The sequence below is a fragment of the Betaproteobacteria bacterium genome (assembly GCA_016194905.1).
Lineage (GTDB): Bacteria > Pseudomonadota > Gammaproteobacteria > Burkholderiales > JACQAP01 > JACQAP01.
The window spans coordinates 156,786-173,308 of sequence record JACQAP010000029.1; the positions used below are offsets into that span (position 1 = coordinate 156,786).

General features: G+C 60.5%; 14 protein-coding genes and 1 tRNA gene. 10 read left to right on the forward strand and 5 right to left on the reverse strand.

The window, feature by feature from the left end; all coding sequences use genetic code 11:
* Position 1: 1 nt before the first annotated feature.
* The 3 genes from prfB to HY067_20250 all read right to left on the reverse strand — a co-directional run bounded on the left by prfB (position 2) and on the right by HY067_20250 (position 3,898).
* Positions 2 to 1,106, reverse strand: a protein-coding gene (gene prfB / locus HY067_20240; GenBank protein ID MBI3530283.1) for a peptide chain release factor 2 whose coding sequence is annotated in 2 segments (ribosomal slippage) — positions 2 to 1,024 and positions 1,026 to 1,106 — 1,104 coding nt in all. Because the reading frame shifts where the segments join, the coding sequence is not laid out codon by codon here.
* Between the two features lie 72 nt (positions 1,107 to 1,178).
* Entirely contained in the window at positions 1,179 to 2,885 is a 1,707-nt protein-coding gene (recJ, locus tag HY067_20245; GenBank protein ID MBI3530284.1) for a single-stranded-DNA-specific exonuclease RecJ, read from the reverse strand.
* Positions 2,885 to 3,898: a hypothetical protein gene (locus HY067_20250; GenBank protein ID MBI3530285.1), complete on the reverse strand. Its 1,014-nt coding sequence runs from the start codon at positions 3,896 to 3,898 to the stop codon at positions 2,885 to 2,887. Before HY067_20250 ends, recJ begins: the two co-directional genes overlap by 1 nt.
* Positions 3,899 to 4,064: 166 nt before the next feature.
* Here HY067_20250 and HY067_20255 point away from each other — a divergent pair, with 166 nt between their 5' ends.
* Together HY067_20255 and lolD are read left to right on the forward strand one after the other, a co-directional pair.
* Positions 4,065 to 5,312 (forward strand): lipoprotein-releasing ABC transporter permease subunit, encoded by a 1,248-nt coding sequence (locus HY067_20255; GenBank protein ID MBI3530286.1) that lies wholly within the window; start codon positions 4,065 to 4,067, stop codon positions 5,310 to 5,312.
* Positions 5,305 to 6,021, forward strand: a complete 717-nt coding sequence (lolD, locus tag HY067_20260; protein MBI3530287.1) for a lipoprotein-releasing ABC transporter ATP-binding protein LolD — start codon at positions 5,305 to 5,307, stop codon at positions 6,019 to 6,021. The genes HY067_20255 and lolD overlap by 8 nt, the downstream gene beginning before the upstream one ends.
* 89 nt (positions 6,022 to 6,110) lie before the next feature.
* On the opposite strand, the gene HY067_20265 is transcribed toward lolD, so the two are convergent.
* Both HY067_20265 and HY067_20270 read right to left on the reverse strand, forming a co-directional pair.
* Positions 6,111 to 6,728 (reverse strand): DNA-3-methyladenine glycosylase 2 family protein, encoded by a 618-nt coding sequence (locus HY067_20265; GenBank protein MBI3530288.1) that lies wholly within the window; start codon positions 6,726 to 6,728, stop codon positions 6,111 to 6,113.
* 110 nt (positions 6,729 to 6,838) lie between these two features.
* Positions 6,839 to 7,399 (reverse strand): DUF2062 domain-containing protein, encoded by a 561-nt coding sequence (locus HY067_20270; protein ID MBI3530289.1) that lies wholly within the window; start codon positions 7,397 to 7,399, stop codon positions 6,839 to 6,841.
* A gap of 30 nt (positions 7,400 to 7,429) precedes the next feature.
* Here HY067_20270 and HY067_20275 point away from each other — a divergent pair, with 30 nt between their 5' ends.
* From HY067_20275 to pheS, 8 genes are all read left to right on the forward strand, one after another.
* Complete coding sequence (locus HY067_20275) at positions 7,430 to 9,772, forward strand: DNA internalization-related competence protein ComEC/Rec2 (GenBank protein MBI3530290.1); 2,343 nt, start codon at positions 7,430 to 7,432, stop codon at positions 9,770 to 9,772.
* 17 nt (positions 9,773 to 9,789) lie between these two features.
* A complete protein-coding gene (locus HY067_20280; GenBank protein ID MBI3530291.1) occupies positions 9,790 to 11,967 on the forward strand; it encodes a bifunctional (p)ppGpp synthetase/guanosine-3',5'-bis(diphosphate) 3'-pyrophosphohydrolase in 2,178 nt (725 codons plus the stop codon).
* A 44-nt stretch (positions 11,968 to 12,011) separates the two neighbouring features.
* Positions 12,012 to 12,088: transfer RNA gene (locus HY067_20285), tRNA-Val, on the forward strand.
* A gap of 130 nt (positions 12,089 to 12,218) precedes the next feature.
* Positions 12,219 to 14,135, forward strand: coding sequence for a threonine--tRNA ligase (gene thrS, locus HY067_20290; protein ID MBI3530292.1), 1,917 nt, complete (start codon positions 12,219 to 12,221; stop codon positions 14,133 to 14,135).
* 15 nt (positions 14,136 to 14,150) lie between these two features.
* The gene (infC, locus tag HY067_20295; GenBank protein MBI3530293.1) at positions 14,151 to 14,675 is read left to right on the forward strand and encodes a translation initiation factor IF-3; all 525 of its coding nucleotides are present in this window, start codon (positions 14,151 to 14,153) and stop codon (positions 14,673 to 14,675) included.
* A 170-nt stretch (positions 14,676 to 14,845) separates the two neighbouring features.
* Positions 14,846 to 15,043, forward strand: coding sequence for a 50S ribosomal protein L35 (rpmI, locus tag HY067_20300; GenBank protein ID MBI3530294.1), 198 nt, complete (start codon positions 14,846 to 14,848; stop codon positions 15,041 to 15,043).
* Positions 15,044 to 15,055: 12 nt separating this feature from the next.
* On the forward strand, positions 15,056 to 15,415 hold the full coding sequence (rplT, locus tag HY067_20305) for a 50S ribosomal protein L20 (GenBank protein ID MBI3530295.1): 360 nt from the start codon (positions 15,056 to 15,058) through the stop codon (positions 15,413 to 15,415).
* A 101-nt stretch (positions 15,416 to 15,516) separates the two neighbouring features.
* Positions 15,517 to 16,515: a phenylalanine--tRNA ligase subunit alpha gene (pheS, locus tag HY067_20310; protein MBI3530296.1), complete on the forward strand. Its 999-nt coding sequence runs from the start codon at positions 15,517 to 15,519 to the stop codon at positions 16,513 to 16,515.
* Positions 16,516 to 16,523: the final 8 nt, after the last annotated feature.

Genomic DNA, 16,523 nt, shown 5'->3' on the forward strand with positions numbered 1-16,523 from the left:
GTCACACGCCCTGTTTGAGGGAGGCATTGATGAAATCGTCGAGGTCGCCGTCGAGGACGGACTGGGTGTCGCCTTTTTCCACGTTGGTGCGCAGATCCTTGATGCGCGACTGGTCGAGCACGTAAGAGCGGATCTGGTGTCCCCAGGCGATGTCGGTCTTGGAATCTTCCATGGCCTGTTTTTCTTCGTTGCGCTTGCGCATCTCCAGCTCATAAAGACGGGCCTTGAGCATGGCCATGGCTTCCGCGCGATTGCGGTGCTGGGAACGGTCGCTCTGGCACTGCACGACGATGCCGCTCGGCATGTGCGTGATACGGATCGCAGAGTCCGTTTTGTTGATATGTTGCCCGCCAGCGCCGCTGGCGCGGAAGGTATCGACGCGCAGGTCCGCGGGATTGATGGCGATCTCGATCGTATCGTCGACCTCGGGATAGACAAATACGCTGGCGAATGAGGTGTGGCGTCTTGCGTTCGAATCGAAAGGCGATTTGCGCACCAGCCGGTGCACGCCGCTTTCGGTGCGCAGTGTCCCGAAAGCGTAGTCGCCGGTGACCTTGAGCGCCGCACTCTTGAGCCCTGCCACATCACCGGGGGATTCTTCGAGTACCTCAACCTGGAAACCGCGGCGGTCGCAGAACTTCAGGTACATGCGTTCGAGCATCGACGCCCAGTCCTGTGCTTCGGTTCCGCCGGAACCGGACTGGATGTCGAGGAAGCAGTTGTTCGGGTCCATCGGGTTGGAGAACATGCGGCGGAATTCCATCCCCGCCACGATTTTTTCCAGGTCGGCAATGTCTTCACCAATCGCGTTCAGCGCGGCATCGTCATTCTCGGCGCGCGCCATCGCAAACAGGTCGCGCGCATCGCGCAACCCCTGATCGAGCTTTTCCAGCGTGGCGACGACGGATTCCAGTTGCTTGCGTTCACGGCCCAGGTCCTGGGCCCGCTTGGCATCGTTCCAGATCGCGGGATCTTCGGCGAGCTGGACGACTTCGATCAGGCGGTTGCGTTTGCCTTCGAAGTCAAAGATACCTCCGCAGCTCTTTGGTGCGGGAATCGAGGTTGTCGAGCTGGTTGGCGAGGGCGTTGAGTCGTTCCGCTTCCATGTGAATTCCGATCCTGAAAGCGCACCATTCTAACCGATGTCGCGCGGCAGACCGCGTCTTCCGTGACCAAACTCAGACGGCGGGCTGCCAATGCTGGACGAGCAACTGCACCGATCGCGTGGCGTTGAACTCGTTGACCTGAACGCGGTAAACCGCGCGGATGCGCGGTGGCAGCGGGTCATCGTGTCCGAACAGGATGCCGTCGAAAGTTCGCGCCGAATCCGACGCACGCAGCCGCAGCTTCAGGTGCCGGCCGCCGACGACGCGCTGATCGGCGATTTCATACACGTCGCAAAACGCCGGCGCCATAAATCCCTGTCCCCAGATCCCGCTCTCCAGCGCCTCGGCGAAACCCAGGTTGATGTCTGCAGCGACCAGGCTGCCGTCGGTCTCGATCAGGCGTTCCAGATCGACAGGACCGACCAGATCGCGCACGACTTCCTCGAAGGCTGCCGCGAACGCGGCTACATCGCTGCTTCGTATGGTCAGTCCGGCGGCCGCCGCATGGCCGCCGAAGCGCAGAATCAGGCCGGGATGCCGCTTGGTAACAAGGTCCAGCGCGTCGCGCAAATGCAGTCCGGGAATGGACCGGCCCGAACCCTTCGCCTCGCCGCCGTCGGCGGGCGCAAAAGCGATGGCGGGGCGGTGAAAGCGCTCGCGCAGGCGCGCGGCGAGAATGCCGATGACGCCCTGATGCCAGGACTCGTCATAAAGGCTCAGGCTGAAGGTGTCCGCAACGTCGATCTTGTCCATCAGTGCCAATGCTGTTTCCTGCATGCCGGCCTCGATGTCGCGGCGTTCGCGGTTGAGCGAATCGAGTTGTTTCGCCAGTTCCGCGGCCCGGATCGGGTTCTGCGTCAACAGGCACTCAATGCCGACGGACATGTCGGTGAGCCGCCCGGCCGCGTTCAGCCTCGGTCCGACCACGAAGCCAAGATCATAGGTGGATACGCGCGATGGGTCGCGTCCGACGACGCGGAACAGCGCATCAATGCCGGCTCGCCCGCGACCGGCACGGATGCGCCGCAATCCCTGGTCAACCAGGATGCGATTGTTGTCGTCGAGGCGCACCACGTCGGCGACGGTGCCGAGCGCGACCAGGTCAAGCAATTCCGCAAGGTTGGGCTCCTTGCGCTGGCTGAACCAGTCGCGCCGGCGCAATTCGGCGCGCAAGGCGACGAGCACATAGAACATCACGCCGACCCCGGCCAGGTGTTTGCTCCGAAAGGCGCAGCCGTGCTGATTGGGATTGACGATGCAGGCCGCGGCCGGCAGTTGCGCACCTGGAAGATGATGATCGGTGATCAGCACCTGGATGCCGAGCCTGGCGGCCTCCTCGACGCCTTCCACGCTGGCGATACCGTTGTCCACCGTGATCAGAAAATCCGGTTTCCGGCCGGCCGCCAGTTTCACGATTTCCGGTGTGAGGCCGTAGCCGTATTCGAAACGATTCGGCACCAGATATTCGACTTTCGCGCCGAAACTCCGCAGACCCAGCATGCCGATTGCGCAGGCCGTGGCGCCATCTGCGTCGTAGTCGGCAACGATGAGAAGGCGTTTTTCGGCGGTGATCGCGTCGGCCAGCAAATTCGCCATCGCCCCGCAATTGAGCAGATGGTCGGACGACAGCAATCGGGTTAGTGAAGTGTCGAGCTGCGTCGCTTCGAGTACGCCGCGGGCGGCGTAGATTTTTGCCAAAACGGGGTGCAGGCCGCTCGCGTGCAGTTTTTCAAGGGCTGCCGGCGGCACCTCGCGCTCGACGATGCGGGTGGGATTCATCACGGTCGATGCAGTGGGGTACTGAGCGAACCCGCGGGTCTCCACCAACGCCACAGGTTCATACGGCTCACGGTCCACCGGTGGCTGCGGCCGTCGCCGACGGTTGCAATGACAAGGTGGCGAATACGTCCTTTTTTCAGCTGCTCTGCCAGCGGCGCGAACCAGCGCTGCTCCAGATTTTCGAGTGCTTCCTTCCAGGCAGCGGGATCGAGGTGCATCGACGCCGTTGCCGCGTCGCGCAGTTCGATCAGAACATCATCCGCGGCGATCGCATCGATGCCTTGTTCGGTTGCAGTAAACGGGATACTCGCCAGTTTCGACAATCCACGCGCTAGCACGCTGCTGCCCATCACGGCTTGGAAGGATGTACGGGCTCCTGGGAGCGTCCCGCCGCCGGAGAACCAGAGGCTGTTGATCGGCAGGGCGGCACGCTGTTCGCGTTCCTCGTTGACCGGATGCGCGTGCAGCAGCATCTGGACTTCGTTGAATATCCGGTGCCAGGCCAGCCGATCTTCGCCTTCCGGCAACATGCGGTCGACATCGTGGCCGACTGCCCGCGACAGGCTGCTGGTGTGGATACGCGATGGTCGCGCCGTCTTCAGGTACCAGCGATGCGGCTGAGGAGCCAGAAAGTTCAAGCCATCGGCGGCAAAGTGCCGATTGAGCGCTGCGCAGAGCGAAACCGCCTCGGCGTCGGTGATCGACAGCGATTCAGGGGCCAGCAGAATCAGCTGGTTGCGATTCACCTGAAGATGCACCGGATCGGCGCTCAGCCAGAAGTCCTCTCCCGGAGGCATGCCGGCACCAAACAATGCTATCGGCGCAGTCGGCCAGTCGGCCTGCCGCGGCACCCCGAATTGCTGGCACAGCCAGGCCTGTTCGTCGTTGCAACCGGATTCGCTGACGTCGCTGCGACCGATCAAAGTCTGTAGCGCAGGAACAATCGGCGAATCGTGGTCCGCGCTGGCGTGAGGCCAGAACAGGGCGGGGATGAACAGGGTAACGGTATGCACGGAGTCGGGGCGAAAATCGGCTGTGAGTTTAGCATGCGGGTTTCCCGCCACCTGTGGAAACCCCTGCGGAACATTGCATTCGTACTCAGCCAGCTTACTTATCCGTGGCGGAATATGGCAGACTGCGCGTCGCTGCCGGAAAACCCACGCCGTAAATCATCCATCCATGCTGACGCCGTATGAATTGTTTGTCGGGCTGCGCTATACGCGCGCCAAGCGGCGCAATCATTTCATCTCCTTTATTTCCATCACTTCGATGCTCGGCATAGCCTTGGGCGTCGCCGCGCTGATCGTGGTGCTTTCGGTCATGAACGGCTTCCAGAAAGAGCTGCGCGCACGCATTCTTGGAGTGGCTTCGCATGTGCAGATTACCGGCATGGCGGGCGGCCTCATGGACTGGCAGCGAGTGGCGGCGCAGACCGCCAGGAACAAGGAAGTGGTCGCGGCGGCGCCTTACGTCATGGCACAAGGGCTGATCTCCAACCGCCAGACGGTTCAAGGCAGCATCGTGCGCGGCATAGTGCCCGTGGACGAGGACAAGGTCGCCGATATCGGGATGCATATGAAATCCGGCAGCCTGGGCGCGCTGCAACCCGGCAAGTTCGGCATCGTGCTGGGCAGCGAACTGGCGCTGAGCATCGGCGCGCGCGTCGGCGACAAGATCGTGGTAATCGCGCCGCAGGGACAGGTGACGCCGGCCGGGATCATGCCGCGGCTCAAGCAATTCGACGTTGTCGGCATCTTCGAAGTCGGCATGTACGAATACGATGCCGGGCTGGCGCTGATTCATCTCGAGGACGCCCAGAAACTCTATCGCATGGAAGACAAGGTTTCGGGCGTGCGCCTGAAGCTGAAGGATCTGTTTGCAGCGCCGCGCGTCGCGCGGGAACTTACATATACGCTTGACGCGGATGTCTACGTCGCCGACTGGACCCGCAGTCATGCGAATTTTTTCCGGGCGGTGCAGATCGAGAAGCGGGTGATGTTCATCATCCTGTTGCTGATCGTGGCTGTCGCGGCGTTCAACATCGTTTCGACGCTGGTCATGGCGGTAACCGACAAACGTGCCGACATCGCTATTCTGCGCACCCTGGGTGCGGCGCCCGGCGAGATCATGAGGATTTTCATTATCCAGGGCGCCTTGATCGGTGTGATCGGCACGCTTGTCGGCGTATTTGGTGGCGTGCTGATTGCATTGAACGTGGATGTGGTGGTACCGGCCATCGAGCGCCTGATCGGTGTGCAGTTCCTGGCAAAGGATGTGTACTACATCAGCGACCTTCCGTCTGATCTTCATCTGCAGGACGTCACTGTCATCGCGTTGACTTCCTTTGCCCTGAGTCTTGCGGCCACTCTCTATCCGAGCCTGCGAGCCGCCCGCGTGAATCCGGCCGAAGCGCTGAGATATGAATGAGATGAGCACGAACGTCGTAGTTTCCTGCCGCAATCTGCAGAAGATATTCCGGCAGGGCGACTACGCCGTCCCGGTGCTGACCGGCGTCGACATCGAAGTGCGGCGCGGCGAAACGGTGGCCATCGTCGGCGCATCAGGTTCGGGCAAGAGCACTCTGCTGCACCTGCTGGGGGGGCTCGAGGCTGCTTCGTCCGGCGAGATCCTGCTCATGGGACGCCGGCTGAACGAACTCGGTGAAAAGGAAAAAGGCCGGTGGCGCAACCACGGTCTGGGCTTTGTGTACCAATTCCATCATCTGCTGCCGGAGTTCACCGCGCTGGAAAACGTTGCGATGCCGCTGTTGATCCGGCGTATGACGGCTGATGGGGCTACTCAGCGAGCGCGCCGTGTGCTTGAGCGGGTAGGATTGAGCGGGCGAGCGAGCCATACGCCGGGCGAACTGTCAGGCGGCGAACGTCAGCGTGCGGCATTGGCGCGGGCGCTGGTGACCGAACCGGCATGCGTGCTCGCGGACGAACCGACCGGAAACCTCGATCGCCATACCGCCGAGGGCGTGCTCGACCTCATGCTTGAACTCAATCGCGAGCTTTCCACAAGCTTCGTCGTGGTGACCCACGATCCGACGATCGCGGCACGGATGCAGCGCACGCTGCGCTTGGAGGATGGAAAGCTAATGCAGGACTCGGGATTCACTTCAATACCCCCTTGAGGGGTACGCGGGCCTTAGGACTCGGGTTCAAGCAAACTGCTGTCATTGTTTTCATCTGAGTCCTAAGTTCTGCGCCCTGAGTCCCCTATTTAGTATTCGACCGGGATCGGATCGAGCGATCGCCACAGGTACCAGGTAGCCACTGTTCGCCACGGCTGCCACTCGCCGGCAATCTGCCGGATCTTGAGCTTGGACAGTGGTTTGCCGCTGTTGTAATGCAGGCTCATTGCACGCTGCAAGCCGATGTCGTCCACCGGCAGGATGTCGGGCCTCATCATGAAAAAAATCAGAAACATTTCGGCGGTCCAGCGGCCGACGCCTTTGACGCGCGTGAGTTCGGCAATCAATTGCTCGTCGTCGTGATCGTTCCAACCGGTCGTGTCGAGCGACCCGTCCAGAAAATGTTCGGCCAGGTCGATCAGGTAAGTCGATTTCTTGCTGGAAAGGCCGCAGGCGCGCAGCTTCGACGGATCCATGCGCACGATGGCGGCGGGGCCGAGCGCGCCGACCGATTCGAGCAGCTTCTGCCAGACGCTCTCTGCTGCCGATACTGAAATCTGCTGGCCTACGATCGAGCGCGCGAGCGTCGTGAAGGCGTCGCTGCGGTTTTGCAGGTAAGGGCCTTCGTAGTTGCGGATGAGCACCCTCAGCACGGGGTCGCGGCCCGTTAGTTCGCGAGTGGCGTCGTTCCAGTACGATGGCGTCATGATTCAACAGGATTGCGGTCAGCTGCCGAGCCGGAACGTCAAGCGTGGGGAGAATTGAGGCGCTCCGAGTATACGCCAATCCGGCTGCGCAATTGCGCGCGCATTGCCGCTTACCTCTGCGTGGGCGGCGCGCGCGAACGCCGGCGTTTGCGCCACGACAGCACGACGTGCACGCGCCAGGCGGCGATCACCAGCAGATAGCCGGCGACCGCAAGAATCAGCGCGAGCAGAACCAGGCCCGCCGCAAAGGGTTTGCCCATCGATGCAAACCAATGCGCTACCGCGGGAATCCACTCCATGATCGGCAGATCGAAAAGTTGCAAATCAAGTTGCGGGGGCGCGGCGGAATGGGAACCGGTGACGAACAACCCCAGCTTGTACGCGACGTAGTACAGCGGAAGAATCGTGACCGGATTGGTATACCAGGTCACGATCGCGGCCACCGGCAGATTTACGCGGAATACGATGGCACACAGGGCGGCGGACAGCATTTGCAGCGGTCCGGGCACCAGTCCGCAGAACATGCCGATCGCCACCCCGCCAGCGACCGATCTGCGGTGAAGATGCCAGAGATCGTGGTGTTGCAGGGCTGCGCCGAAGAAACGAAGGTAACGATTCTCGCGGATGCTCTGGTGAGTCGGCAGGTATTTGCGGAAAAGCTTGCGCGGCATGGGTGTGACGAATATTACTCTCGGTAGATCGTGACGAGCCTTTATCTGTTAGCCCTGGTTGCGGGAGCCTGGCTGCTCCAGCAGCAGGCCGTCCTGCCGGATTTGACCGGCGCGACGGCATTGGTTCCGTTGGCCGTGTTATGGATCGTTCTCGCGCGTCAGTCTGGCGCTGCCATCAGAGCGCTCTCGCGTGCGGTTGCCATCGTCGCCTTTGCGGCTGCAGGCTTTTTCTGGGCGGCTGCCGTCGGTCATTGGAAACTCGCAGACGACCTTCCCGAAATCTGGGAAGGGCGCGACGTCGAGATCTCGGGCGTCGTCGCGGAAATGGTACAGCCGAACGATCGCGGCGTGCGGTTTCTGTTCGATGTGGAACGCGCTTACACGCTGAATGCGCGGATTCCTTCCCGAATTTCCCTGATGTGGTATGCGAATGACGGCGAGTCGCCGCCCGATCTGCATGCCGGCCAGCGCTGGCGCCTGATGGTACGTCTGCATAGACCCCACGGAAACGCCAATCCCGATGGATTCGACTTCGAAGCGTGGATGCTGGAACGTGGCATCCGCGCGGTCGGATACATCCGGGGGCAGCCGGCGCCGCATCTGATCGGGTCGCTGGTCTGGCGTCCCGGTTATCTGCTGGAAAGATCGCGCGAGGCGGCCCGCAAGCACCTGCTCGATGCGCTGGGAGACAGGCCCTATGCAGGCGTGATCGTGGCGCTTGCGATCGGTGACCAGCAAGCCATTCCGCCTGATCAGTGGCGGGTGTTCACACGCACCGGCGTCAACCACCTGATGAGTATCTCCGGCCTGCATATCACGATGGTTGCAAGCTTGGTATTGCTGTTGGTTCTCCGAATGTGGCGTAGATCCGAAACGCTGGTCCTGAACCTTCCGGCAATCCGGGCAGCCACCGTCTGCGGCCTGGTCGTCGCGTTGGCCTACGCCGCATTGTCGGGATTTGCCGTACCCGCACAACGAACGGTCTACATGCTGGCAGTCGTCGCGGTTGCGCTTTGGTCAGGCTGGGCGGCGAGGCCCGCGGCCGTTCTCGCGGCGGCTGCAGCGCTAGTCGTGGTACTCGATCCAATGGCGGTGATTTCTCCCGGCTTCTGGCTCTCCTTTGGTGCGGTCGCGGTTATCGTGCTTGCGGGAGGGTCGCGAATCGGCAGTCCCGGCTGGTTTCGCGCATGGGCGCAAACCCAATGGGCGGTCACGCTGGCATTTGTGCCGTTTCTGCTCACCATGTTCCAGCAGGTATCACTGGTGTCTCCACTTGCCAACGCCTTTGCGATTCCGCTGGTCAGTCTGATCGTCGTGCCGCTTGCGCTGGCAGCCTCAGTACTTCCACTGGATTGGATCGCCCATGCCGCGCATCTGATCATGGCGTTCTGCATGCTCTTACTTCAGGCACTCAGTGATTTGCCGGATGCCGTGTGGCAGCAGCACGCGCCGCCCGCATGGGCCGTGCCGATCGGCATTGCAGGTGCTCTCTGGATGCTGTTGCCCAAAGGTTTTCCCGCCCGCTGGGTGGGGGCGGCGATGATATTGCCGTTGTTCTTGTGGTTGCCGGCAAAGCTTGCACCGGGCGAATTGCGAGTAACGGTGCTCGATGTCGGGCAGGGGCTGGCGGTGGTGGTGCGAACGCGCGAGCATGCGCTGCTCTATGACACCGGTCCGGCCTTCACGGAACAGATCGATGCCGGTGGTCGCATCGTCGTGCCTTATCTGCGCGCCGCAGGTGTGGGCAGGCTGGATGGAATGATCGTCAGCCATGACGACAGTGACCACAGCGGCGGTGCCTTGTCGGTTTTGCAGGCAATGCCCGTCGCGTGGCTCGCATCATCGTTACCGCAGGATCACGCGATCAGGATGGCGGCAACGAGCAGCCGGCTCTGCGGCACGGGAGAGGGCTGGCAGTGGGATGGCGTGTCCTTCGAGTTTCTGCATCCGCAGCCTGCCGACTATAATGATTCCGGTGCGAAGGACAATGATCGCAGTTGCGTTTTGAGGGTCGTTTCCCCTTACGGCAGTATCTTGCTACCCGGCGATATCGAGAAACGGTCGGAATTCCGGATGCTGCAATTTTCCGGAAATCTGCGAGCCGACGTATTGATTGCGCCCCATCACGGCAGCCGTACGTCCTCGACACCCGAATTCGTGCAGGCGGTCGCGCCCAGTCTCACGGTTTTCTCGGTTGGATATCGCAACCGGTTCGGACACCCGCACCCGGCGGTCAACGCGCGCTATCGCCAAGCCGGCAGCCGAACGCTGCGCACCGATTTCTCCGGCGCGTTGCTTATCGGCATGAATCCGGCCGGCATCGAGGTACAGGGATGGCGGGAAGTCAACAGAAAATACTGGGCTGGTCGTTGATACCGCCCTGATACGAGATGGTCAAACTCACCGACATCAATCGGGATATCACTTCAGACCAGTGGCTGGAGGCGCTGACCGCGCGGCTGCCGCAAGCCGAGCGCGACCTCGTCATCCGCGCAGATGCCTGGGCTTGGCAATATTATCCGGGCCGCAAACACCGCGCCGGGCAACCGTGGATAGATCATGCTCGCGCCGCATCGGGAATTCTCGGCAGCCTGCGCGTGGGCGGCGAGGCGATTGCCGCGATGCTGCTGCTCGGCGCGCCGATCGCGACACGTAGTGAGCGCGACGCACTGCATGCAGCTTTCGGTCCTGCAGTGGTTTCGCTCGTGGATGGAGTGGCGAGCATGGCGCAGATCCAGGCTCTGCGCAGCAAGAATGTCGCCGGCGCGAAAACGAACGATCGCGCATCGCAGCTCGAAGCGCTGCGCAAGATGCTGCTGGCGATGGCGCAGGATGTGCGCGTGGTGCTGATCAAGCTCGCCGACCAGGTGCAATGGCTGCGCGAACTGGCATCGAAAGAAGATGCCGATGCACGCGAAGACGCCGCGCGGGAAACGCTGGAGCTGTTTTCGCCGCTGGCCAACCGGCTCGGTGTCTGGCAGCTGAAGTGGGAACTGGAAGACCTGGCATTCCGCTGCCTAGAGCCCGAAACCTACAAAAATCTGGCCCGCCAGTTGGACGAGAAACGCAAGGATCGCGAAACCTACATCGGCGAGGCCATCCGCGTTCTGCGCATTGAACTCGAGGCGGCCGGCATCGAAGCAGCGGTAAGCGGTCGGCCGAAGCACATTTACAGCATCTGGCGAAAGATGCAGGGGAAAGGAGTGGGGCTGGACGGTCTCTTCGATGTACGTGCAGTGCGTGTGATGGTCGAGGACGTCAAGGACTGCTATGCGGTGCTCGGCATCGTGCACAACCTGTGGACGCCGATTCCGCGTGAATTCGACGACTATATCGCGCGGCCGAAAGCCAACGACTATCGCTCGCTGCACACCGCGGTCGTCGGACCGGATAGCAGGGTGCTGGAGGTCCAGGTGCGTACTCACGAGATGCACCAGCACGCCGAACTCGGCGTGGCCGCGCACTGGCGATACAAGGAGGCGGTCAAGGGCGATCCGGGCCTGGACGACAAGATTTCCTGGCTGCGCAACGTGCTCGAATGGAAAAACGAACTGGCCGACGCGAGCGAACTGGCGGAATACTTCAAGACCGACCTGTTCCAGGACATGGTCTACGTAGTAACGCCGCAGGGGCGGGTGGTCGATCTGCCGCGCGGCTCTACGCCCGTCGATTTTGCCTATCACCTGCACTCGGAGCTTGGCCATCACTGCCGTGGCGCAAAGGTCAATGGCCAGATCGTGCCGCTGACCTACGCGCTGTCCAATGGACAGCGAGTGGAAATTATTGCGGCCAAGGAAGGCGGACCTTCGCGGGACTGGCTGAATCCCGCCCTGGGCTATATCAAGAGCAACCGCGCACGCGCAAAAGTGCGGCAGTGGTTCAACAGTCAGCAGCTCGATGAAGCCATAGCCCACGGGCGTGCAGCGCTCGACAAGGATCTGCAACGGCTCGGCAAGACCGGACAGAACCTTGAAGAGCTGGCTTTGCGGTTGGAGTTTGGTGACGTGAATGAGCTGTTCGCCGCGCTTGGCCGCGGGGAAGTTACGCCTCGGCGGTTGCAATCGGCGGTACTGGGTGAGGAGATTCCGGAAGACAAGTTGCCTGTACACCCAGCACACTCGCGCTCCAACGCCGCACCGAGCGGTATTCTGATAGTCGGCGTGGACAAGCTCCTCACCGTGCTGGCACGTTGCTGCAAACCGGCGCCGCCCGACAGGATCGTCGGTTTCGTCACCCGCGGTCGCGGCGTTACGGTGCATCGCGCGGACTGCCGCAACGTCGCGCGCTTGCCGCAGGAAAGATTAATCGCCGCCGATTGGGGAAAGACTGGCGTGTCGAAGTTTCCGGTCGATATAGAAATCATCGCGGGCGGCCATCCCGCGCTGATGCGGGACATCCTCGACATCTTCACACGCGAAAAAGTGCGGGTCGCCTCCAGCACGTCTTACAGTCAGGACCTGAATGCGAAGATGGCGTTTACGCTGGAAGTCGAGGGATTGCCGCAACTGACACGCCTTTTGGCTTCGGTGCGGGATATTTCCGGGGTGGAGTCGGCGCGCAGGAAGTGATGTTTGAACGCCTGCGGTGTTTCGTTTAGAATCCGCCTTCCGACAGGCGCGTAGCTCAGCTGGTTAGAGCATCACCTTGACATGGTGGGGGTCGTTGGTTCGAGTCCAATCGCGCCTACCAGCTTCCCCAAGGATAGAAATGGGTTTCCGAACTTGCATGCCGGATTCAATGCATCGCTTCTGAACCCCTTTTCAGTCTGGTAGCAAAAAAGTGCGGTTCTCCGCACTTTTTTATTTTGGATCTTCGAAAAATGCCATCCATTCGATTGCCTGACGGATCGCTTAGAGCGTTCGACAAGCCGGTTACCGTCGCGGAAGTCGCCGCGTCGATTGGTGCAGGATTGGCGCGTGCCGCGCTAGCCGGACGAGTCGACGGCAAGCTGGTCGATACCTCTTTTGTGATCGATCATGACGCCGACTTGGCGGTGGTGACCGAAAAGGATGCCGAAGGCGTCGATATCCTGCGGCATTCAACCGCGCACCTGCTGGCGCATGCCGTCAAGGAGCTCTATCCGGACGCCCAAGTCACCATCGGCCCGGTGATCGAGGACGGGTTCTACTACGATTTTTCCTACAAACGCCCGTTCACACCCGAGGACCTTGCCGCAATCGAAAAGCGCATGGCGGAAATCGCCAAACGCGATATCAAGGTCGAGCGCCAAGTCTGGGATCGCAACAAGGCAGTGGAATTCTTCAAGGGCCAGGGTGAGAACTACAAGGCGCAGATCATCGGCGCGATTCCCGGCAACGAATCCATTTCGCTATACACCCAGGATAACTTCACTGACCTGTGCCGTGGCCCGCATGTGCCTTCCACTGGCAAGCTCAAGGTATTCAAACTGCTGAAGGTCGCGGGGGCCTATTGGCGCGGCGATTCGAAGAACGAAATGCTGCAGCGGATCTATGGTACTGCGTGGGCGAAGCGGGAAGATCTCGACGCTTACCTGTTCCGCCTGGAAGAGGCGGAAAAGCGCGATCATCGCAAGCTCGGCAAGCAGCTCGACCTGTTCCATACCCAGGAGGAGGCGCCTGGGATGGTGTTCTGGCATCCGAAAGGCTGGGCGATCTGGCAGCAAGTCGAGCAGTACATGCGCCGGACGCTTTCCCATCACGGCTACCAGGAAGTGCGTACCCCGCAAATCATGGACCGCTCCCTGTGGGAGCGCTCGGGGCACTGGGAAAACTACCGTGAACTGATGTTCACCACCGAATCGGAAAAGCGCGACTACGCGGTCAAACCGATGAACTGTCCTGGCCATGTGCAGATTTTCAACCAGGGCCTGAAGAGCTATCGAGATCTGCCGTTGCGCCTGGCGGAGTTTGGCGCCTGCCATCGGAATGAGCCCTCCGGGGCCTTGCATGGAATCATGCGGGTGCGCGGCTTCACCCAGGACGACGCCCATATTTTCTGCACCGAAGGCCAGGTGCAGGGCGAAGCGTCGGCGTTCATCGAACTGCTGCAGAAAGTCTATGCCGACTTTGGATTCACCGAGATCCTGATCAAGCTATCCACGCGTCCCATCAAGCGCATCGGAGCGGAGGAAACTTGGGACAGGGCGGAGGATGCACTGAAGGCCGCGCTTGACGCAAAAGGTCTTAAATGGGACCTAAATCCGAGTGAAGGCGCGTTTTACGGCCCGAAAATCGAGTTTTCGCTGAAGGATTCGATCGGCCGCGTCTGGCAATGCGGGACGTTGCAACTGGATTTCGCGCTGCCGGACCGGCTCGGGGCCGAATATATCGCTGAGGACAACAGTCGGCGGCTACCGGTTATGCTGCACCGGGCGATTCTGGGGTCAATGGAGCGTTTTATCGGTATTCTGATCGAGCACTACGCCGGTGCGATGCCGTTGTGGCTCTCGCCAGAGCAGATCGTGGTCCTCAATATCTCCGAGCATCAAGCCGACTATGCCGGCCAAGTGGCCCGGCGGCTCAGTGAAGCCGGCTTCCGCGCTCTTGCGGACTTGAGAAACGAGAAAATTACCTATAAAATTCGAGAACATAGTTTGCAGAAGCTGCCTTACCAACTGGTGGTTGGTGATAAAGAGGTGGCGGCAAACGCCGTTGCCGTGCGTACCCGTGGTGGTAGCGATCTCGGCCAGATGCCGCTCGGCGAATTCATCGAGCGACTTAAATCCGAGTTGCCGCAGTCGGGAAGCGCGGCTTAATTTTTTGATGGAGGCCTGCTTATAGCTCAGGACAGGGATGTCAGGATCAACGGCGAGATTACTGCGCCGGAGGTCCGGCTCATCGGTATCAAAGGTGAGCCAATCGGGGTCGTCAGTCTCGCCCAGGCGAATGCCATGGCGGAGGAGCTGGAAATCGATCTGGTAGAAATCGCGCCAACTGCGCAGCCGCCGGTAGCGCGGCTCATGGACTTCGGAAAGTTCAAGTACAGCGAGGCCAAGAAAAGGCACGAGGCCAAGCTCAAGCAGAAGCAGATTCAGGTCAAGGAAGTGAAATTCCGGCCAGGTACGGACGATGGTGATTATCAGATCAAGCTGCGCAACCTGACCCGCTTTCTGACCGAAGGCGACAAGACCAAGATAACCCTGCGTTTTCGCGGCCGGGAAATGGCGCACCAGGAATTCGGCTTCAAACTGCTGGAAAGGGTGAAAGCCGACCTCGAACCGTATGGTGTGGTCGAGCAGTTCCCGAAAATGGAAGGCCGGCAAATGGTCATGGTGCTGAGCCCCAAGAAAAAGTAGTAAATGGCTGGTAGTAGGTGTTTCTAGAGAACGGATGACAGATGTTTAACGGAGGCTGCCAGCCGCCGCCAGACAATCGGTCAGTGTCGTTAAAACAAGTGATTCCCAGGCAACAAAGCGCCTCGCGAGGGGACGCCTGGAGTCAGGCTAAAATATCAGAAGGAGTCATTGTGCCCAAGCTCAAGTCCAAGAGCGGTGCCGCCAAGCGTTTCAAGGCGCTCGGTAGCGGCCGCTTCAAGCGCACGCAGGCGAACCTGCGCCACATCCTCACCAAGAAGTCGACCAAGCGCAAACGCCATTTGCGCGGCAATACGGCCGTGAATCCGTCGGATCACGGTCATATTCGATCGATGCTTCCTTACGCGTAACCGGAGACCGCCATGCCAAGAGTCAAACGTGGTGTCACCGCGCGCGCGCGGCACAAGAAAGTTCTCGATAAGTCGAAGGGCTATCGCGGCCGCCGCGGCAACGTCTACAAGATTGCCAAGCAGGCGGTCATGCGCGCGGGTCAATATTCGTATCGTGACCGCCGTCGGAAGAAGCGCGATTTCCGCGCACTGTGGATCGTTCGCATCAACGCCGCCGCAAGGGAATTCGGCATGACCTACAGCACCCTGATCAATGGGCTGAAGAAAGCCGCGATCGAGGTCGATCGCAAGGTCTTGGCTGACATTGCCGTATTCGACAAATCCGCTTTTGAACGGATCGCGAGTCAGGCAAAAGCCAGCCTCGGCGCTTGATTCGGGAAAATGAAGTCAAAAGGAGGCTGTAAGGCCTCCTTTTTTTATTCAGCCCTGGGTTAATTCAACCAAGGCCTTTATTCAGTCATAGCCGCGACGAGATGGATAACCTCGACGGCATCATTGCCGACGCGAAATCGAATTTCGACAGCATCACCGACCTTGCTGCCCTCGAGCAGGCCAAGGCGCGTTTTCTTGGCAAGAGCGGTGCGCTGACTGAAATACTGAAAGGGCTCGGCAAGCTTTCTGCCGAGGAGCGCCCGCAGGCAGGCGCACTGATCAACAAGGCCAAGGAACAGATCGAAGCTCTGCTGCAGGCACGCCGTGAGGCGATCGAGATGTCTTCTCTGGAAGCCCGATTGGCGGAAGAGGCGCTCGATGTAACGCTTCCCGGGCGCGGGCGCAGTCGCGGCGGGGTGCATCCGGTCATCCGCACCTGGCAGCGTATCGAAGCGATTTTCCGTTCGGTGGGATTCGACGTCGCCGATGGTCCGGAAATCGAAACCGATTGGCACAATTTCACCGCGCTCAATCAGCCGCAGAATCATCCGGCGCGATCAATGCACGACACGTTCTATGTCGAGGGTGGGCTGCTGCTTCGCACGCACACCAGTCCGATGCAGGTGCGTTACGCCCGAACCCATAAGCCGCCGATCAAGGTTATCTCACCGGGCCGGACCTATCGGGTTGACTCGGATGCGACTCATTCGCCCATGTTCCATCAGGTCGAAGGTCTGTGGCTCGACGAGAACATCAGCTTCGCCGACCTGAAAGGCGTCTATACCGATTTCCTGCGCAGATTTTTCGAAACCGACGAACTGCAGGTGCGCTTCCGCCCATCCTTCTTTCCTTTCACCGAGCCTTCCGCCGAAATCGACATGGTTTTTGCCAGCGGACCTTACAAGGGACGATGGCTGGAGATTTCGGGCGCCGGGCAGGTGCACCCGAACGTGGTGCGCAATTTCGGACTCGACCCCGAACGTTTCATCGGCTTTGCATTCGGCAGCGGACTGGAACGTCTGACCATGCTGCGTTATGGGATCGACGACCTGCGCCTGTTTTACGACGGTGACCTGCGTTTCCTGCGGCAATTCAACTGAGATAACGG